This window comes from Pseudooceanicola pacificus, assembly GCF_009789075.1.
Lineage (GTDB): Bacteria > Pseudomonadota > Alphaproteobacteria > Rhodobacterales > Rhodobacteraceae > Pseudooceanicola > Pseudooceanicola pacificus.
Genome location: NZ_WNXQ01000006.1, coordinates 69,637 through 87,730 on the forward strand (window position 1 = coordinate 69,637; position 18,094 = coordinate 87,730).

At 67.3% G+C, this 18,094-nt stretch carries 17 protein-coding genes; 5 read left to right on the forward strand and 12 right to left on the reverse strand.

Features of this window, described 5'->3' with window-relative positions:
• Nucleotides 1–241 precede the first annotated feature (241 nt).
• The 5 genes from GLS40_RS11800 to GLS40_RS11820 form a co-directional block, all read right to left on the reverse strand.
• Nucleotides 242–1,153 carry a 2-hydroxyacid dehydrogenase gene (locus GLS40_RS11800; protein WP_160382931.1) on the reverse strand — a complete coding sequence of 304 codons (912 nt, stop codon included), beginning with the start codon at nucleotides 1,151–1,153 and terminating at the stop codon, nucleotides 242–244.
• A complete protein-coding gene (locus tag GLS40_RS11805) occupies nucleotides 1,153–2,523 on the reverse strand; it encodes an aspartate aminotransferase family protein (RefSeq protein WP_160382932.1) in 1,371 nt (456 codons plus the stop codon). The genes GLS40_RS11800 and GLS40_RS11805 overlap by 1 nt, the downstream gene beginning before the upstream one ends.
• 17 nt (nucleotides 2,524–2,540) lie before the next feature.
• Nucleotides 2,541–3,377: a GNAT family N-acetyltransferase gene (locus GLS40_RS11810; protein ID WP_160382933.1), complete on the reverse strand. Its 837-nt coding sequence runs from the start codon at nucleotides 3,375–3,377 to the stop codon at nucleotides 2,541–2,543.
• Nucleotides 3,378–3,507: 130 nt separating this feature from the next.
• Nucleotides 3,508–4,605 carry an acetylornithine deacetylase gene (argE, locus tag GLS40_RS11815; RefSeq protein ID WP_160382934.1) on the reverse strand — a complete coding sequence of 366 codons (1,098 nt, stop codon included), beginning with the start codon at nucleotides 4,603–4,605 and terminating at the stop codon, nucleotides 3,508–3,510.
• A complete protein-coding gene (locus tag GLS40_RS11820) occupies nucleotides 4,605–4,973 on the reverse strand; it encodes a cupin domain-containing protein (RefSeq protein ID WP_160382935.1) in 369 nt (122 codons plus the stop codon). The genes argE and GLS40_RS11820 overlap by 1 nt, the downstream gene beginning before the upstream one ends.
• Nucleotides 4,974–5,180: 207 nt before the next feature.
• Here GLS40_RS11820 and GLS40_RS11825 point away from each other — a divergent pair, with 207 nt between their 5' ends.
• Together GLS40_RS11825 and GLS40_RS11830 are read left to right on the forward strand one after the other, a co-directional pair.
• The gene (locus GLS40_RS11825) at nucleotides 5,181–5,846 is read left to right on the forward strand and encodes a haloacid dehalogenase type II (RefSeq protein WP_160382936.1); all 666 of its coding nucleotides are present in this window, start codon (nucleotides 5,181–5,183) and stop codon (nucleotides 5,844–5,846) included.
• 25 nt (nucleotides 5,847–5,871) lie between these two features.
• Nucleotides 5,872–7,161 (forward strand): NAD(P)/FAD-dependent oxidoreductase, encoded by a 1,290-nt coding sequence (locus GLS40_RS11830; protein ID WP_160382937.1) that lies wholly within the window; start codon nucleotides 5,872–5,874, stop codon nucleotides 7,159–7,161.
• Nucleotides 7,162–7,199: 38 nt separating this feature from the next.
• Here the strand turns inward: GLS40_RS11830 and GLS40_RS11835 are convergent, their stop codons facing one another.
• From GLS40_RS11835 to GLS40_RS11865, 7 genes are all read right to left on the reverse strand, one after another.
• The gene (locus GLS40_RS11835; RefSeq protein WP_160382938.1) at nucleotides 7,200–8,189 is read right to left on the reverse strand and encodes a GNAT family N-acetyltransferase; all 990 of its coding nucleotides are present in this window, start codon (nucleotides 8,187–8,189) and stop codon (nucleotides 7,200–7,202) included.
• A 463-nt stretch (nucleotides 8,190–8,652) separates the two neighbouring features.
• On the reverse strand, nucleotides 8,653–9,771 hold the full coding sequence (locus GLS40_RS11840; protein ID WP_328598897.1) for a Hint domain-containing protein: 1,119 nt from the start codon (nucleotides 9,769–9,771) through the stop codon (nucleotides 8,653–8,655).
• 411 nt (nucleotides 9,772–10,182) lie between these two features.
• A complete protein-coding gene (locus GLS40_RS11845; protein WP_160382939.1) occupies nucleotides 10,183–11,358 on the reverse strand; it encodes an acyl-CoA dehydrogenase family protein in 1,176 nt (391 codons plus the stop codon).
• A gap of 13 nt (nucleotides 11,359–11,371) precedes the next feature.
• Nucleotides 11,372–11,542 carry a Rossmann-fold NAD(P)-binding domain-containing protein gene (locus GLS40_RS11850; RefSeq protein WP_160382940.1) on the reverse strand — a complete coding sequence of 57 codons (171 nt, stop codon included), beginning with the start codon at nucleotides 11,540–11,542 and terminating at the stop codon, nucleotides 11,372–11,374.
• A gap of 167 nt (nucleotides 11,543–11,709) precedes the next feature.
• Complete coding sequence (scpB, locus tag GLS40_RS11855) at nucleotides 11,710–12,297, reverse strand: SMC-Scp complex subunit ScpB (protein ID WP_160382941.1); 588 nt, start codon at nucleotides 12,295–12,297, stop codon at nucleotides 11,710–11,712.
• Between the two features lie 3 nt (nucleotides 12,298–12,300).
• Entirely contained in the window at nucleotides 12,301–13,185 is an 885-nt protein-coding gene (locus GLS40_RS11860) for a DUF1403 family protein (RefSeq protein WP_160382942.1), read from the reverse strand.
• A 335-nt stretch (nucleotides 13,186–13,520) separates the two neighbouring features.
• Nucleotides 13,521–14,093 carry a TetR/AcrR family transcriptional regulator gene (locus GLS40_RS11865; protein WP_160382943.1) on the reverse strand — a complete coding sequence of 191 codons (573 nt, stop codon included), beginning with the start codon at nucleotides 14,091–14,093 and terminating at the stop codon, nucleotides 13,521–13,523.
• 146 nt (nucleotides 14,094–14,239) lie between these two features.
• On the opposite strand from GLS40_RS11865, the gene GLS40_RS11870 reads away from it, so the two are divergent.
• From GLS40_RS11870 to GLS40_RS11880, 3 genes are read left to right on the forward strand one after another with little or no spacing between them, the layout of a single operon-like run.
• Entirely contained in the window at nucleotides 14,240–14,737 is a 498-nt protein-coding gene (locus GLS40_RS11870) for a (2Fe-2S)-binding protein (protein WP_160382944.1), read from the forward strand.
• Nucleotides 14,734–15,786, forward strand: coding sequence for an FAD binding domain-containing protein (locus GLS40_RS11875; RefSeq protein WP_160382945.1), 1,053 nt, complete (start codon nucleotides 14,734–14,736; stop codon nucleotides 15,784–15,786). The genes GLS40_RS11870 and GLS40_RS11875 overlap by 4 nt, the downstream gene beginning before the upstream one ends.
• The gene (locus GLS40_RS11880) at nucleotides 15,779–18,025 is read left to right on the forward strand and encodes a xanthine dehydrogenase family protein molybdopterin-binding subunit (RefSeq protein ID WP_160382946.1); all 2,247 of its coding nucleotides are present in this window, start codon (nucleotides 15,779–15,781) and stop codon (nucleotides 18,023–18,025) included. The genes GLS40_RS11875 and GLS40_RS11880 overlap by 8 nt, the downstream gene beginning before the upstream one ends.
• The last annotated feature ends 69 nt before the right edge of the window (nucleotides 18,026–18,094 follow it).

Here is an 18,094-nt window from a genome sequence, read left to right on the forward strand (position 1 = left end):
GGCAGTCCTTTCAGCGGTGCGGCGCGGCAGGGGCGCTCTTCCTGTTGCAGGTACGCAGTCACTGCGTGGCATCGTCTGCTGTACCCGTGGGGCCCTGGCCCCTGTTCGGTTTCGCGGTCCTGATGCCGCAATCTTCCCGCAGAACCCGGCGGTGGAATCTCCGAAAGCGGGTCGGAGAGCGGCATATTCTTCTGTATTCCCCCGCCATCCGGCATTTTCGCGCCGTGACACGGGACCGGTTTCAATAGCCCCGCGACACATCCACGAGGCCGGGCAGCTCTGCCCCCTCGCGGCTGGCGCGCAGCACGTTCAGCGCATGGCGGGCGCCTTCGACAGCGTCGGTCTGGGCCGCCACATGCGGGGTGATCACCAGGCGCGGATCGCTCCAGGCCCAGTGATCGGCGGGCAGCGGCTCGGGCTCGGTCACGTCGAGCATGGCCGAGGCCAGCTGCCCGGTGTCCAGCGCATGGCGCAGCGCCTCCATGTCGAGCTGCGCGCCCCGCCCCGCCTGCACCAGCCGCGCCCCGTGCGGCAGCATGGCAAAGAAGCGCGCATCCATCAGGCCCCGCGTCTCGGCAGTCAGCGGAAGCAGGCAGATCAGAATATCGCTGCGCCCGAGGAAGGCCTCCAGCGCCGCCGCGCCAAAGACCTCGATCCCCGCGACCGGGCGAGCCGAGCGCGACCAGCCCGCAACGTCGAAACCCAGGCCGGTCAGGCTCTTGGCGGCCAGCTGCCCGATCCGACCCAACCCCATGATCCCGACCCGCGTACCGCGTGCCAGCGCCACCGGGCGCACCGTCCAGGCGGCGGCGCGCTGCTGCGCGATATAGGCGGGCATATCGCGGTGCAGCATCAGCGTGGCCATGACCACCCAGTCGCGCACCATCTCCTCGATCCCCGGCGCGAGGGTCCGCACGAGGCTTACGCCCTCGGGCAGCGCGGGCATATGATCGACACCCGCCCCGGTCGAGATCACCGCCTTGAGGTTTGGATAGCGCAGCAGATCCTGCGGCGGCTGCCAGCAGAGGATATGGGTGACCGCGGCGGGGTCGGTGACCGCCGCCTCACCCAGGATCATCTCTTCGCCCGCCGCCTCGAACAGCGGCGCCCAGATCGCGGCGCGTTCGGCCGAGGACAGGAACAGCAGCGCCATCAGCTGAGGGCCGCCCGGATCTCCGGGTCGTCCAGCGTGAGGTCCAGCACCTTGCGCGTGCGTTCGACGATGGCGTCAATCTCGGCCTCGGTACAGCAGAGCGGCGGCGCATAGCCAAAGATGCCCTGGGCAAAGCTGCGAAGGATCAGCCCCTGTTCCCAGGCGCGGTCAAAGAGGCGGGTGGCCGGCTGGACGGAGGCAGGCAGCGGCGTCTTCTTGTCCTTGTCGGTCACCAGTTCGACAGCGGCGAGCATCCCGCGCCCGCGCACATCGCCGACCAGCGGGTGATCGCGCAGCGACTCGAGCCCCGCCATCAGCCGCGCCCCGACCTTGCGGCCATTTTCCAGCAATCCGCCTTCGTAGAGACGCAGCACCTCCAGCGCCACGGCGGCGGATACCGGATGCGCCGAGTAGGTGAAACCGTGGCCCACGGCCTTGGCGCCCGCGCCCTCGGCGATGGTTTCATAGACGTGATCGCGCATGAAGACCGCGCCCATCGGGATATAACCCGAGGTCAGGCCCTTTGCCGTGGTCATCAGATCGGGCACGATGCCGTCGTCCTCGCAGGCGAATAGCGGGCCGGTGCGGCCAAATCCGGTGATCACCTCGTCGGCGACAAACAGGATCTCCATCTCGGCGCAGGCATCGCGCATCGCCTTCATCCAGCCCTTCGGCGGCACCAGCACCCCGCCCGAACCCTGGATCGGCTCGACGTAGAAGGCGGCGACCTTGTCCTCGCCAAGCGACGCGACCTTGGCCCGCAGCTCGGCCACCGAGGCGTCGATGATCTCCTGTTCGGTCCTGGCCGGGTTGCGGTAGATGTAATGCGACGCGATCTTGTGCTGCCACTGGTAGGGCACGCCGAACCCGTCGTGGAACCCGGGCAGCGCGGTCAGCCCCGCGCCCATGGTGGTGGACCCGTGATAGCCCTGCTCGACCGAGATGAACTGGTCGCGGTCCGGCTGGCCCCTGGCATGCCAGTAGTAGCGGATGAAACGGATCGTGCTGTCCACCGCGTCCGACCCGCCAAGGCTGAAATAGATGTGGTTCAGGTCGCCCGGGCTGCGCTCGGCCAGTTCCGCGGCCAGACGGATCGGCGCCTCGGCCCCCAGGTCGAAATAGCCCGTGGCATAGGGCAGTTCGCGCATCTGCGCGGCGGCGGCCTCGATGATGCTGTCATGGCCGTAGCCCGCATTGACGCACCAGAGCCCGGCAAAACCGTCGATCAGCTCGCGCCCCTCGGCATCGGTGACCGTCGCGCCCCTGGCAGAGCGCAACACGCGCACGCCGCGCGCCTCGTGGCCCCGGAAGGACGAGACCGGATGGACAAGGTGCTGGCGGTCCAGCTCGACAAGGGAATTGGTCAGCATGGCGCTCTCCGCAAAGGTCAGCCCAGGGCCTGCGAGGCGAGGGCGAAGGTTGTGTAATCGGTGTCGGGGGCGGCGCGGGCCGCCCGTGTCATCGCGGTGCCGCCGCCCACATGGGCCAGGCCGAGGCTTTCGGCGAAGGGCGCCAGCGCCCAGTCGGGAAGGTCGATGCGCAGGAATTCCCCTGCCGCGCGCGTGGCCCCGGCGGCGATCAGCGCCCGGGCGGTCGCGGCGTCCTGCGCCACCACCGGCCCCAAAACCTTGCCGCGCCCGAAGAGGCGCAACAGTGCAAACCCACGCTCGGCGCGCAGCAGCTCTCCGGTCTTGAGGATGCCCGCAATCAGATCCCTGCGATCCATCCCGCTGGCCGCGTGATCCATCGCGGCAAGTTCGGCCAGATCCGCAGGCGCATTCACCTGCACCGGCTCCTCGGCCTCGGCGGCGCGGGCAATTCCCTGATGCTGGATAATCTCACCCACGACCACAAAGCCCAGCTTTTCATAGAGCGGCAAACCGTCCTCGGTGGCGGTCAGGCGCTGTTCGCGCGGGCTGGCGATGTCGAGCACGGCCTGCATCAGCTTGCGGCCGAGGCCCCGCCCCCGCATCCGCGCGTCGACGATGATCATGTTGATCGCCGCCACCTCGCCAAACAGCGAACAGAGCGCGGTGCCCACGACCTCGTCGCCCTGCAGCGCCACGACGCCCCGCGAGACCGAAAGCGTCAGCCCCCAGTCCTCGGCGCGATGCGGCCAGCCCGCCTCTTGCGACAGGCGCAGGGCGCCCTCGATATGGGCGGGCTCGAAGGGAATGATGTTGATCTCGGGCGCGGCCGCCGCGAGCGGAGAGGCTGGGGTCATCGTTACTCTCTGTTCCTGATCTGGTCAGGGTCAGGCTAGTGCAGGCCGGGCGGCAGGTTCATCCTGATCGGGCGGGCGCACAGCAGTTTCTTGCTACTCCGGCACCGGGCCGCCGCAGGAAATGCCGCGATCAGCACAGACGCCGGCCAAGCGCCAGCACCATCCCGGTCGCGGCGGCAAGCTCGGCCCCGGTCAGGTATTCCTCGGGCTTGTGGGCGCGCGCGATGTCACCCGGCCCGCAGACGATCGCCGGCACGCCAGCCTGCTGGAAAAGCCCTGCCTCGGTCCCGTAGGACACCGCCTGCAGAGGGCCATGCCCCGAGATATCGGCGGCGAGCGTCGCAAGCGGGTGATCCGCCCCAAGCGCCAGCGCCGGGTAGCTCGACAGCCACTCGACCTCAACCCCCGGCAGATCCATCAGCGGCGCGAGCAGCCCTCGCGGGTCGACCCCGTGGATGGCGCGCGCCTCGATGCAGGCCTCGGCGCGGTCGGGGATGATGTTGAGCGCCTGCCCGCCCGCAACGGTGCCGATCTGCACCGTCGACCAGCTTGGCGCAAAACGCGCGTCCTGCGCACCGGACTTGAGCGCATCGGCCAGGGCAACCGTGGCCGCCAGCGCCGGGGCCAGCGCATGGATCGCGTTCCGCCCCAGATCGGGACGCGAGGAATGGCCCGACACGCCCGAGGCGACCAGCCGCAGCGCCGCCTTGCCCTTGTGCGCCAGCACCGGCACCAGCCCCGTGGGTTCGCCCACGATGCAGCCGAGCGGCGCGGCGCAAAGCTCGGGCAGCCGCGCCAGCAGATGTGGGACGCCGCGACAGCCTGCTTCCTCATCATAAGACAGCGCAATATGCACCGGCGCCTTGAGCGGCATCGCCGCCAGTTCCGGCACCGCGGCCAGAACGGCGGCGTCAAAGCCCTTCATGTCGCAGGCCCCGCGCCCGATCAGCCGGTCGCCGTCGCGCCGCAGCACAAAGGGATCGCCCAGCCATTCCGGCTCTTGCGCGGGGACGACGTCGACATGGCCGGACAGGATGTAGCCGGGCCGCGAGGGGTCGCCGATGGTCGCGAACAGGTTTTCACGATCCCCTTCCGGGCCCATCAGCCGGGTGACCCGCGCGCCATGCTCCGCAAGGTAATGCGCGACATAATCCATCAACCCCATGTTCGGCGTCCCGACGACGGTGGGAAAGCCGACCAGCCGTTCGAGGATCTCTGCCGCCCGCATCAAGAGGCGATCACGTAGATCTTGCGCACCGTCTCGAGCGTGGTCCAGGTGCCGGTGAAGCCCGGTTTCAGGACAAAGCTGTCGCCCGCGCCAAAGACATGCGTCTCGCCCCCATCCTCGGCGATTTCGCAACGGCCGGCGAGGATGTGGCAGAACTCGAAGGTTTCCCCCTTGATCGAGATGGTCTTGCCGGGGGTCGCCTCCCAGACACCGGTGCGGATCTGGCCCCATTGGGCGGCCTCGGCCAGCGCGGTGTCGAGCTGCCAGGTCTTGAAGGCGGGCGCGCCCTCGATCAGGCGCTCGGGGGCGGGCACCCCTTCCTCGGGGGCAAAGGCGGGCGCGGCATCAACGGGAACGAGCAGGTTCATCGGGGTCTCCGGGATCGGGCGTGAAAGGTTGGCGGCAGAATGCCCCGCCCTGCCCCGCGCAGGTCACCAAATGCGCCAGTGACACGGCAGACCGTGCCGCCAGCCAAGCGACAAACGCAATTTCATGCGCTGAAAGCGGGAATCGCGGCAGGCGCTGTGGCGGCAGCCGGGCCAAGATACGGGTATCATCCACCCCCGGAGACAGACATGACCTTCCGCCCCAAATTCATCACCTTCGACTGCCACGGCACGATGATCTTTTTCGACATGGCCGGTGCCGCGCGCGATTTCTACGGCGAGCAGCTTGGGGCCGACAAGATCGAGGTCTTCATCCGCGACTTCTCGGCCTATCGTCTGGACGAGGTGCTGGGCGCGTGGAAGCCCTACGCCGAAGTGGTGCACAACGCGCTGGAACGCACCTGCAAGCGCAATGACGTCCCCTTCGACCCCGCGATTGCGGCCCAAATCTATGACCGCGTGCCGACCTGGGGGCCCAACCCGGACGTGCCCACGGGCCTCGCCAGGATCGCGCCGCATATCCCGCTGGTGGCGCTCACCAATTCGATGAACAGCCAGATCCCGCATAATATCGCCAAGCTCGGCGCGCCGATCGCCCATGTCTTCACAGCCGAAAGCGCGCAGGCCTACAAGCCGCGGATGCAGGCCTTTGAATACATGTTCGATCAGCTCGGCTGCGGGCCGGAGGATGTGCTGCATGTCTCCTCCTCCTTCCGCTATGACCTGATGACCGCGCATGATATCGGCATCAAGCACAAGGTCTGGGTCAACCGCGGCCACGAGCCGGCGAACCCCTATTACGGCTATACCGAGATCAAGGACGTCACCGGGCTTCCCGGCGTCGTCGGCCTGTAATCAACGCTGCAACGAAAGCATCGCGATGCAATATCAGTCCTACTGGCATGCGACCTCGACGCCCTTTGCCTCGGCCCAGCCGGGCCCGGTGGAGGGCAAGGTCGACGTGGTCGTGATCGGGGCCGGGTTCACCGGGCTCAACGCCGCCCGCAAGCTGGCCCGCGAAGGGGTCAGCGTCGCGGTGCTGGAGGCCGCCCATGTCGGCGCTGGCGGGTCGGGGCGCAATGGCGGGCACCTCAACAACGGCATGGCGCATGGCTATGGCGAGGCCAAGGCGCATCTGGGCGAGACCCGCGCCAAGGCGCTGTGGCAGGCCTATGACCGCTCGATCGACATGATCGAGGACGTCATCGCCGAGGAAGGCATCGCCTGCAATTTCCGCCGTTCGGGCAAGCTCAAACTTGCGTCCAAAGCCAGCCATGTGGCAGGGCTGCGCGCCGGATTCGAGCTCATCCACCGCGAGGTCGACCCCGACACCCGCTTCCTGGACAAGCACGACCTGGAAAGCGAGATCGGGTCGGACCAGTTCCACGGCGGGATGCTCTACGGCAAGTCGGCGATGATGCATATGGGCCGCTACGTGAACGGCCTGGCCGACGCCGCCCACCGGCACGGCGCGAAGATCTGGGAAGGCGCCCCGGTCACCGGGCGCAGGCGCGAGGGCACCGGCTGGCTGGTCGAGACACCCAGGGGCGCAATCCGGGCCGAACGGGTGATCGCCGCGACCAATGGCTATTCGAACAGCGTCGCAAGGGCGCCTCTGGGCTATTTCCGCAAGCGCATCATCTCTGTCGGCTCTTTCATCGTGGCCACCCGTCCGCTGAGTGCCGAGGAGGTCGCCGCGACCCTGCCCGGCAACCGCACCTATGTCACCTCGATGAACATCGGCAACTATTTCCGCCTGTCACCGGACAACCGGCTGATATTCGGCGGCCGGGCGCGGTTCTCGGCGCGCTCCGATCAAAGCTCGGACGCGAAATCCGGCGTGATTCTGCGCGCGGCGCTGAGCGAGATGTTCCCGCAGCTTGCCGGGGTCGAGCTGGAGTATTGCTGGGGCGGGATGGTCGGCATGACCAAGGACCGATACCCGCGCGCCGGAGAGGCGGACGGCATGCTCTACGCCATGGGTTATTCGGGCCACGGTGCGCAGCTTTCGACCCTGATGGGCCAGGTGCTGGCGGATATGGCACTGGGCCGGACAGACACGAATCCGCTGCATGGGGTCGATTGGCCGACGGTGCCGCTGCATTCCGGCAAGCCCTGGTTCCTGCCGCTGGTCGGGATGTATTTCGGGTTGAAGGACCGGATGTCCTGAGCCGCGGGACGCGGCCCCCTTTTCGATGCGGCGCCGGGTCAGCCCAGTGAATGCATCGCCAGCCCGAATGTCAGCGGCCCGCTCTGCGCGCGGCGCAGGCGGCCAAAACGCATGTCGGTGACCGTGTCGTACACCCCCAGCCCGGCCGCCGAGACGAAGGCCTCGAAGCGGGGACTGTCGATAATCGTGTCGAGGCGCAGGAACGCGCCCTCATGCGCCATGATGAACTCGGCCGCCAGCAGCATCGCGACGCCATCCTGCTCGGCCACCAGCGGGCCGATGACCCGGCCCTTGCCAAAGCGGCGCAGCATCGCATAGCCCTCGATCTCGCCGCCGCGTTCGGCCACGATCACCTCGGAGATGTCCAGCAGCGCATCGAGAACGCGGGCGCGCACCGCGCCATAGGCATGCGCGTCAAGGGCCCGGATCGCCGGCAGATCGCCCTCAGCCATCGGCCGGATCGAAACGCCCTGCACCGGGTCGGGCGGCCGGATCGCCCGCGCCCTGCCCTGATGCTGATAGACCAGCCCGACCGGGGTGAACCCGGCGCTTTCGTACAGACGGTAACCCTCGCGCGTGGCGGAGAGGCGCAGATCGCGCCCGGCCTGATCGCGCATCACCCGGCGCAGCAGCCGCCGCCCGGTGCCCAGGGCCTGCAGCCTTGGCGTGGTCACCATCATGCCCAGCATGGCGTAATCCTCGCCACTGGGAAATCCCATGGCGGTGCCCAGGGGGCGGACGATCTCGTCAAGCGCGATGTAGCCGGTGCCCAGCCCCAGGGCCATTTCAATGTCGGGCGGACGGTGGGGCCAGAAGACACTGACCGTCAACTCATGCACCAGATGCAGCTTGGACAGATCCAGACGCTCGATCCGCGCCTTGAAGAGGTCGACCTGCATCCATTCGGTTTCACTGGTCGTCACGTCGCGACGCATGAAGGCGTGGAAGCGGGACAAGGCCTCCGGTGGCATCAGTTCCGCACTGCCGGGCGGCAGCGCAAGACCTGACGGATCTTCTACGACACACATGCGCTCCTCATTCCATTGCCAGCCCCCGCAGGACCCACTTCTGCATGATTATCCAACGGAATGCATGAAAAGATCTGCCGTATCGCGCGCTCATCCCGAAGTTTCTGCCGTTGTCGCGGCTAGGCTGCACCTCTCGCGGCGCCTGGTCCAAGGATTGTGCGGGGGCCCTGGCCCGCCGGATGCGGGGTTTTCGGCTGCCCCGGGCCGTCCGAGAGAGGCCATCGTGACCCAAGCGTCGCGCAGGCCCGGCCCGAACCGGACATTCGAGGCAGCGCGCCCGAACGTCCGGAGTGCGGCACAAGGCGACCTTTGGCAATATACGTCCGAATGGCGGCTTCTGGCACACGGGTTTGGCTGTCTTCCCAGCTTTCCGACGCCAAATCAGAAGGCGCATCCCCATTGCGGCGCTCTCTGAAGCGATCGGTTCAGTCACTGCCGCCGTACAGCCACAAGGCAGACCGGATCATTCGCATCCGGGAAGAGGAGCCGACCCAAAGGGCGCGGCCCTGCAATGCGCGGTCAGAGGTTGCGCGTTCTTTTTGTGACGAAGTACCATGCTCCGGACCTGGCGCCCCAATACCACCCTACGCGCGTGCAGCGCCGTGTATTCAAGATCAGCCAGCTGCGGGAATATCATCAGGACTTCACCCCGCGCTTCTTCTGACAGGACTTTCAATGCCTGAGGACCGGTGTAAAGGCTTTCGGTCTGGATGCCGTTCGCAAGAACAATCTCGTGCTGGTCGCACAGGAAGTGGTAATATGTCAGGTCACCGATTTCATTGACCACATCAATCCCATTGAGTGAAACCAGTTGCTTTGCCGCGACCAGAACCTCCCGCTCGCCGAACATCTTTTGCACGATCCTTGAATTGACGAGCACGCGGTGTTGCGGGGATACGATCAGGTCGTCAAACGGCCTGCCATCACCCAATGCGCCGGCTTGAATGCGAATGGGACGCAACGAAGGCGTTCGCGTCAGGTCGCCCGCAGTCAAATGGCGCGCACCGATCCATCTGATTTCTTGCGGACCGTGGTCGACAGTCAGGACCGTATCGCCCGGTTTCAGATCTTCAACCGGGGTGTGCGTGCCACGGCCAGTGAGTATCTGTGTTCCGGCGGCAAAACAGATGGCCAGACCGGAATATGCAACGCTTGGTGAGCCGCCCCCATAGGAAATGGAGTAAGTGACAGCGGGATCAATCGGCCCGTCCGCCACAAAGCCAACCACATTGTTGGCCAGCCCCAGAAACCCCGAAGACGTGAAGGCGTATATATTGACCGTATCGCCTGTGTCCGGGTGCGTGAGCGTATAGGAATATTCCGTTTCGCTGGATCCCGACAGGTTGAACAGGTTGCCCGAGAAGGTTGATGTCTGCCCCCCGATTCCAAGAATACCGGTATCGCCGTCCTCAAAATCCGGATCATTGTCGGTGACAGTAATTTTTTCTCCGTCCAGGGCGCCAAATGTTACCGTACCGCCAACGCCGGTGTTTCCAAGCGTCGAATTGGGAAACAAGGTCCCGGGACCGGTGTAGGAGGTGACGCTATCCAACGCGAAGAGATACATTTCATGGTTAGCCACGACGTTTCCTTCCATCAGGTGGGGCGCCGGAAGGGTCCTGACTGGCGCTGGCTCCTACAACGCAACGCTGCCAGCTTGGGGGTTACTGTGCAGGGCTCAACATGGCAGCCCGCAGGATCCGGACCGCACGCAGACATTTCCCTTTGCCCGGGCCCACTCGATTTACGGCCTTTGTCTTAAGGCTTCGTTGCATGGGAACAGACCGAGCTGCCAGATCGCGGGGGGCCTTCGCATTCGGGCAGGGCGTGCCCCGAGCGGTATCCGGACACGGGGCGGGCGTCCGGCGCGCCGCCTCCCTGGCAACCGCGTCGTCCAGGTCGAGGGTCACGGCATCCGCGCCCGAGCCAAGCGCCGTCTCAATCATCCGGCGCGACCTGGCGGGCTCGCAGAGCCGGGATCCTGCTGCCTTGGTCACATCCTCTTTGCGACTTCTTCCAGCATGACCTCCGTCGCGCCGCCGCCGATGCTCTGCACCCGGGCGTCGCGGGACATGCGTTCGATGGTGCTTTCGCGCATGAAGCCCATGCCGCCGTGGAACTGGACGCAATCGTACATGACCTCGTTCACCAGCTCGCCCGCAAGCGCCTTGATCATCGAGACCTCGCGCACCACCTCTTCGCCCGCCGCGGCCCGGGCGGCGGTGGCATAGATGAACTGGCGGCAGGCCTCGACCCGGGCCGACAGCATCGCCAGCCGTTGCCGGATGGCCTGCTTGTCCCAGAGCGGCGCGCCAAAGGCCTTGCGCTCGCGGGTGTAATCGACGGTGAGGTCCAGCGCCGCCTGCGCCTCGCCCATGGCCATGGCGCCGATCACCAGCCGTTCGTTCTGGAAATTCTTCATGATCTCGTAGAACCCGCCGCCCTCGCGGCCCAGCACATTGGCGGCTGGCACGCGGACGTCCTGAAAGCTCAACTCCGCCGTGTCCGAGGACCGCCAGCCATGCTTGTCGAGCGCGCGCGAGACGGTGAAGCCGGGCATGCCCTTTTCCACCAGGAACATGGTGACGGATTGCGAGGGCCGGGCGTCGGGATCGGTCTTGGCCGCGACGCAGTAGACATCCGCCAGCACACCGTTGGTGATAAACATCTTGGCGCCGTTCAGGATGTAGTCGTCCCCATCCTGCCGCGCCCGGGTGGAAATCCCCTTTACGTCCGACCCGGCGCCGGGTTCGGTCACCGCGACGGCGGAAATCGCCTCTCCAGAAATGCAGCGCGGGATCCATTCGGCCCGCTGCGCGTCATTCCCCGCGTTGAAGATATGGACCGAGGCCATGTCGGTATGCACAAGCGCGGTGATGGCCACGCCGGAATAGGTGGAACGCCCCAGTTCCTCGGCCCAGATGACCGTGGCGCGCTGATCCAGGGCCGATCCGCCAAGCGCCTCGGGGTAGCGGATGCCGAAGAAGCCGAGCCCGCCCATTTTCCTGAGCAGCGCACGCGGAGTTTCGCCCGCGGCTTCCCAGGCATCGGCATGGGGTTTGATCTCGGTCTCGACAAAACGCCGGACCTGATCGCGCAGCATCACGAGGCTGTCGTCGAAGAACACCGGGCTGCGACCGGCCGGATCGAAGGGGGAATTGGCTGACATGTCTGTCTCCTGTTCAGATGGCCGGGAGCCCGCCGATGGCGGACATCCTCTGGCCTGTGATCTTCGCCACTGCCGGGCTGGCGGGGAAGGCGGCGAGCTCCGCCAGGTCCTCCGGCTCCATGACGCCCAGTTTTGCCATCGCCTCGGCCTTGGCAAAGAGTTTCGCGGCCAAGGGGTCACCCAACAGCTTGTCACAAAGCGCGGCGTTGCGCACGATCGACGGGGTCAGGCCATTGAGCGGGGTGCCCCGCGCCCCACGCCGCCAGCGCAGTCGACCAATCGTCGCGGTCGTTCCAAAGCGTCACTAACGGGCCGGTTCGTGACACAAATCGCGGCGCGGCAGGTTCCGCATCAACCGCCCGCCAGCCCTGCGTCCTGCGCCTGTTCACTGTCGGGCAGGTCCTCCAGGCTCTCCAGCCCAAAGGCGGCAAGGAACCGGTCGGTTGTCACGAAGGTATAGGGCGCGCCGCGTTTCGGGCTGCGCGGACCGGGGGCGATCAGGCTGCGGGCATGAAGCCGCCCGATCAGATCCCGGCTGATGTCCTTGCCGAATATCTCTCGCAGCCCGTCCCGGGTGATGGGCTGGTGATGGGCAATGGCCGCCAGCACCGCGACATCGAATTCCCTCAGGTCCAGTTCCTGATCCCCGATATCGGCCGCCGCAAGGATCGCGGCGGCATAGGCCGCGCGGGTTCGCAGCAACCAGCCGTCGCCGACCCGCGCGACCTCGAAAGAGCGCCCTTCCAGATCGACAGCCAGATCCGCGACCAGCAGATCGACCGAGACCCCCTGCCCCACGACCAGCGCAAGCGCGTCTCGCGGCACGGGCGTGGCGCTGGCGAACAGCACCGCCTCGACCCGCCGCAGCCATTCGCGCCACCGCAGCTCTGGCGCAAGATCGGCCAGTTCCCGGTCGAATTCGGGGGCTTGCCGCGCCACGGATCAGACCCCGTACAGGCGGAATGTGTCGCGCCCCGTCAGTTCCCGCAGCGCGCCCAGCGTGACCAGCCGGTCGCAGAGCCGCCGGGCCGCGCGGTCGGGCAGAGGCAGGGCCGAAGGCGCCACCGCGTCACGCGACAGGACCATCTCGACCGCGGCCCCGGCCGCCTTGGCGCGCAGCTTGGGCGTGACCTGGCGGAGATGCGCGGCGCGGCGCGCCAGATCGCTCGCCACGCCAACCGCGCGGATCGCCGTGGCCGTGACGGCGGCATGACAGGCGGTGCAGAGCGCCTCTTCCCGCAGGGCCAGGTCGGCGCGCTTCAGCCCCTGCGCCATGAGCGGCATCACATGGTCCCATCCCAGCCCCCGCGCGATCGCGGCATCCGCCAGGATCAGCGCCGGCACATCGTGGCGCGGGTTCGCGGTCAGCACCGCCTCCAGCACCGTGGACGCGCGCGACACAGGGTCCCCTGCCCCGGTGTCGAGATACTCCGCCAGGTGCGCGGGCTCCAGCAGGGGCAGGGCCCGGTGCAGCCCCTTGACCGAGATCGCCCCCCGCACCGCGCGCTGCCAGGACTGGTAGACCTCGCCCGCCGGGCCGGGCAGGTCGCCCGGGCGCAGCAGGTGCAGCGCATCGCGCAGCTCGCCCGCGCGTTCCGAGCGGCCCGAACGCGCGACACAGGCTTCGGCCGCGGTCAGGGCCAGCCTTTCGCGCAGCAGGGCCATCGGGATGTCCCGCGCCGTCAGGACCGCGTTCAGGTGCGCCAGCGCGGCGCCTGACAAAAACGACACATTCCCGGGGGTTTCGCCGTGACGCGCGGTGATCCACGACGGCACGCGTGATAAGCTGTCCGGATCGGGGTCGGGAATGATCTGCTCGGATCTCATGGCCGCAGGATAAATCATCCCGGCGCTTTCAGCCAGAAAATACCGCCAGAAACGCCGCAGGATGCACGCTCTCGTTGCGTCCAATAATTCTCATGTCGTCTGAACGGCACCAGGAACCTGATCGGCCGGTCCATCTGCCGGGCCGGGCCAAAGGCGTCCGCCTCAGAGTCGCCCGGGACACCCTGCCCGATGACACTCCATTACCGATAGCGCCACCCCTTGTCCATCAGGATCGAAAGAGGCGAATATCAGACCCTGTTGTGCCGATTAGCCTCACATCCGGCATCACATGCAGCCGCGCCGGGGCTTGGCCAGCTGGCCGCCCAAGGCGCCGCCTAGGCCCGCAATCCGTCGATGAAGATGTCCAGCAGCCGCAGCACGTTCTCACGCCATCCCGGCCCGGGCTGGCGGGCGTAACATATGGCGTAGATGGTCTGCATCAGGTCGTCCGGGCTGAAACCGGGACGCAGCTGTCCCGCGGCCACGCCCCGGGCGATCACACGGTCCAATGCGGCGCGGATCAGCGCGAACTCGGCGTCATAGGCTTTCCGCGAGTCCTCGGTCATTATGACCGACAAGGCCCCGAGCATGCCCCGCTTGGTTTCGACCATCGACACGTTGGAACGCAGCCACCGGCGCAGCGCCTCGACCGTGTCGTCATCCGCATCCAGCGACTCGGCGATCTCGACGAGGTCCGTCAGGTCACGGCTGAAGACGGCGTTGAACAGGGCCTCGCGCGTGGGAAAATGCCGGTAGAGCGTGCCGATCCCCACCCCGGCCTGCTTGGCCACCGCCTCAAGACTGGCGTTCGGCCCGCCCTTGCCCAGCACGTCCTTGGCCGCCTCGATCAACCGCTCGCGGTTCTTCAACGCGTCGGAGCGCGGCTTCCTCTTCTGCGGATCGGACAAGCCGAAGCCTTTCCCTTGAAAAACGGAGGCACCCTCCGTATAGTAATGAGACGGTGCGAAATTGCGCCTTTCCGAGGATCATACGGAAAACTTCGACCGGGCGCGAGTGCCCATACCCTGCATCACAGCCAACATAGGGAGGACGCATGTCACTCTCACTTAGCCTGACAATCAACGGGGCCGCGCGGGATATTCCGCTCGACGATCCGCGTGTGACACTGCTGGACCTGCTGCGCGAGCGGCTGGCCCTGCCCGGCACCAAGAAGGGGTGCGACCGCGGCCAATGCGGGGCCTGCACGGTCCTGATCGACGGTCACCGGGTCAATGCCTGCCTGACCCTCGCCGCCACGCTCGACGGTGCCAAGATCACCACCATCGAGGGGCTGGCCGATGGCGAGAGCCTGCACCCCGTCCAGAGCGCGTTTATCGAACATGACGGTTTCCAGTGCGGCTATTGCACCCCGGGCCAGATCATGAGCGCCGTCGGCCTGATCGCCGAGGGCCAGGCCGGGGACGATCCCGAACGCATCCGCGAGGGGATGAGCGGCAATATCTGCCGGTGTTCGGCCTATCACGGCATCACGCTGGCGGTTCAGGACGCGACACGCCGGATGGCCACAGCAGAAAAGGACGACGCGGCATGAAGCTATTCGATTTCATCCAGCCCGCCACGATCGACGAGGCGCTGTCGGCCTGGCGGCCCGGCGCGGCATGGCTGGGCGGCGGCACCAACCTGGTCGACCTGATGAAGACCGGGGCGATGCAGCCCGACGCGGTGATCGACATCACCCGCCTGCCCGGCCTCGACCGGATCGAGACGCTGCCCGACGGCTCCACGCGGATCGGCGCGCTGGTCCGCAACGCGACGCTGGCCCATGACCGCGACTTTGCCGCGGCCTATCCGATGGTGGCCGAGGCGCTGCTGTCAGGCGCGTCCGGGCAGTTGCGCAACGTGGCCACGGTGGCCGGGAACCTGCTGCAAAAGACGCGCTGCCCGTTCTTTCAGGAGCCTGCCGCGCTCTGCAACCGGCGCGATCCGGGGGCCGGCTGCGACGCGATGGCCGCGCCCGGCAACAGCGCCATCCTGGGCTGGAGCGATGCCTGCATCGCCACCAACCCGTCGGATTTCACCGTGCCGCTGGTCGCGCTGGAGGCCGTGGCCGAGGTCCGCGGCCCGCAGGGTATGCGCGAGATCGCGGTGGCCGATCTGCAACCCCTGCCCGGCTCCACCCCCGAGCGTGACACCGCCCTGGAACCCGGCGAGCTGATCCTGGCCCTGCGCCTGCCCGCCAGGGCCCGCAGCTTTGCCGCCCATGCGCGCTATCTCAAGGTGCGGGAACGGACGTCATTCGCCTTTGCCCTTGCCTCGGCCGCCGCGGCCCTGCGGATCGAAGGCGGGTTGATCGCCGAGGCGCGCCTGGCCCTCGGCGCCGTTGCCGCCAAGCCCTGGCGGTTGGCCGAGGCCGAGGCGATGATGACCGGCAAGGCCCCCGATGCCGCGCTTTTCGCAGAGGTCGCCGAGGCGGTGTTGGCCATGGCCAACTCTCCCGATGGCCAGAAATGGAAGATCGACCTGGCCCGCAACACCGCCGCCCGCGCCCTGAGCATGGCCGCCGCTGGCACTCCGGCGCGGATCCCCGCGCTGCCCGCATCCCCATTCGGAACCCGGATCGAGGACCCTCAACATGTCTGACACCATATCCCTATCCCGGCGGTTCGGCTCGAATTCCGGCCAGCCCGTCACCCGCCGCGACGGCATCGCCAAGGTCACCGGCAGTGCGACCTTCAGCGCCGACAACCATCCGGACAGCCTGCTCTATGCCGTCTACGCCACCGCCACCATCGCGCGCGGCCGGGTCACCCGGATGGACACCGCCGCTGCCGAGGCGCATCCCGGCATCGTCCTGGTGATGACGCCGCAGAACCGCCCCCCGCTGCAGGGCAATCCCGACGACAAACCGACGTTCTTCTCGCAGCGGATCGAGGTACTGCAGGACGATACGGTGCGCTATGCGGGGCAGCCGGTCGCCCTGGTCGTGGGCGAGACGCTGGAGGCCGCAACCGAAGGCGCCCGCCTGCTGAACCCGCAATATGCGATGGAGAAACCCCGCACCGGGCTGGACGATGCCGCGGCCTATACCTTTGAACCTGCCGGGTTCGGGACCCCGGCCAACACGGTGCATGGCGATGTCGAGGCGGGCCATGCAGCGGCCACCGCCTCGGTCGATGTGTCCTATACGACCTCGGCCATGTACCACAACGCGATGGAGACACATGCCGTTGTCGCCAAGTGGAACGGCGACAAGCTGCATCTGGAACTGCCCAGCCAGGCGCTCACCATGACCTGTCACAGCATGGCGTATTTCTTTGGCATCCCGCCCGAGAATGTCACCCTGTCCAGCCCCTATCTCGGTGGCGGTTTCGGGTCCAAGGCGTTTCCGATCGGGCCCTATGTGCTGGCCGTCCTCGCCGCGCGGACGCTGGACCGCCCGGTCAAGCTGGCCCTGTCCCGCAACCAGATGTTCGGCCCGGTCGGCCATCGCGGCGCGACCCGCCAGCGGCTGAGGCTGGGCATCGACGATCAGGCGGCGCTGACGGTCATCGACCATTCCGGCCTGTCGGAAACCTCGACCTTCGATGACTTCATCGAACCGGCCCCCAATGCCTCGCAGGGGCTCTACAAGGCCGGGGCGCTGCGTTCCACCCACAGCGCGGTGCGCCTCGATATCGGCACGCCCGGTCCGATGCGCGCGCCGGGAGAGGCCTCTGGCTCGGCCGCGCTGGAATGCGCGATGGACGAGATGGCCGAGAAAGCGGGCATCGATCCGCTGGAATTCCGGCTGCTGAACTATGCCGAGATCGAGCCGGGCACGGGCAAGCCCTATTCGTCCAAGGCGCTGCGCGAATGCTACCGGCAGGGCGCCGAACGGTTCGGCTGGGCCGGGCGGCCGCTGCAACCGCGCCAGATGGTCGATGGGGATGGCATGCTTACCGGATGGGGCATGGGCACCGCGCTCTTCCCCTGTCCGATGTTCATGGCCGAGGCCGAGGCGACCCTGCGGCCCGATGGCACGGCGCTGGTGGAAACCTCGGCGGTGGACATGGGGCAGGGGGCCTGGACCTCTCTCGCCCAGATCGCGGCGGACAGCCTTGGCCTGCCGCTGGACAAGGTCGAATTCCGCGCGGGCCATTCCTCGCTGCCCGACGGCGGCGTGGCGGGCGGATCGGGCCACACGGCCACGGCAGGCAGTGCCCTGCACGCGGCCGGCAGCGATGTGATCCGCCAGTTGGGCGAACTGGCGGCGGCCGATCCCGCATCGCCGCTGCACGGGTCGGGCAATGCCGGCTTCGTGGCGCGTGACGGGCTGCTGATGGTCGAAGGCGACGACAGCCGGAGCGAACCCTTTGCAGATATCCTGGCCCGGGCAGGTGGCGTGCCGCTCAAGGGCAGTGGCCGCGGTGTGCGCCCGCCCGAGGCGGCAGAGGCCCATGCCATGCATTCGCACGGCGCGGTCTTTGCCGAGGTCAAGGTCGACTCGGTGCTCTGCCAGATGCGCGTCACGCGGATGGTCGGCGTGTTTGCCGCCGGACGGATCATCAACCCGCGGCTGACGGAAAGCCAGCTGTTGGGCGGCATGATCTGGGGCCTGTCCTTTGCGCTGCACGAAGAGGCCAGGCACGACCCCCGCACCGGGCGCATCGTGAATGCGGACCTCGCCGGATACCATGTGCCGGTGAACGCCGATGTGCACGGGTTCGAGGCCATCACCGTCCACGAAGACGATCCCCATGTGAACGCCCTGGGCATCAAGGGAGTGGGCGAGATCGGTACGGTCGGGTCTGTCGGTGCCATCGCCAATGCGATCTGGCATGCGACAGGCAAGCGCATCCGCCGCTTCCCGATCCGGATCGAGGACCTGCTGACGGCCTGATCCGCCGCCGGACACCCAGCTTTGAACGCCGCCGGTTGCGCTGACCGGCGGCGTTTTTCGTCTGGTCCG

What these genes read in the sequence shown, in the direction of transcription:
- GLS40_RS11825 (WP_160382936.1), top strand. Translation starts at nt 5,181, where the DNA reads ATGACCTTCCGCCCCAAATTCATCACCTTCGACTGCCACGGCACGATG.
- GLS40_RS11875 (WP_160382945.1), top strand. Translation starts at nt 14,734, where the DNA reads ATGAAGCTATTCGATTTCATCCAGCCCGCCACGATCGACGAGGCGCTG.
- GLS40_RS11830 (WP_160382937.1), top strand. Translation starts at nt 5,872, where the DNA reads ATGCAATATCAGTCCTACTGGCATGCGACCTCGACGCCCTTTGCCTCG.
- GLS40_RS11860 (WP_160382942.1), bottom strand. Translation starts at nt 13,185, where the DNA reads ATGAGATCCGAGCAGATCATTCCCGACCCCGATCCGGACAGCTTATCA.
- GLS40_RS11820 (WP_160382935.1), bottom strand. Translation starts at nt 4,973, where the DNA reads ATGAACCTGCTCGTTCCCGTTGATGCCGCGCCCGCCTTTGCCCCCGAG.
- GLS40_RS11805 (WP_160382932.1), bottom strand. Translation starts at nt 2,523, where the DNA reads ATGCTGACCAATTCCCTTGTCGAGCTGGACCGCCAGCACCTTGTCCAT.
- GLS40_RS11870 (WP_160382944.1), top strand. Translation starts at nt 14,240, where the DNA reads ATGTCACTCTCACTTAGCCTGACAATCAACGGGGCCGCGCGGGATATT.
- GLS40_RS11810 (WP_160382933.1), bottom strand. Translation starts at nt 3,377, where the DNA reads ATGACCCCAGCCTCTCCGCTCGCGGCGGCCGCGCCCGAGATCAACATC.
- GLS40_RS11845 (WP_160382939.1), bottom strand. Translation starts at nt 11,358, where the DNA reads ATGTCAGCCAATTCCCCCTTCGATCCGGCCGGTCGCAGCCCGGTGTTC.
- GLS40_RS11835 (WP_160382938.1), bottom strand. Translation starts at nt 8,189, where the DNA reads ATGTGTGTCGTAGAAGATCCGTCAGGTCTTGCGCTGCCGCCCGGCAGT.
- GLS40_RS11880 (WP_160382946.1), top strand. Translation starts at nt 15,779, where the DNA reads ATGTCTGACACCATATCCCTATCCCGGCGGTTCGGCTCGAATTCCGGC.
- GLS40_RS11800 (WP_160382931.1), bottom strand. Translation starts at nt 1,153, where the DNA reads ATGGCGCTGCTGTTCCTGTCCTCGGCCGAACGCGCCGCGATCTGGGCG.
- argE (WP_160382934.1), bottom strand. Translation starts at nt 4,605, where the DNA reads ATGCGGGCGGCAGAGATCCTCGAACGGCTGGTCGGCTTTCCCACCGTC.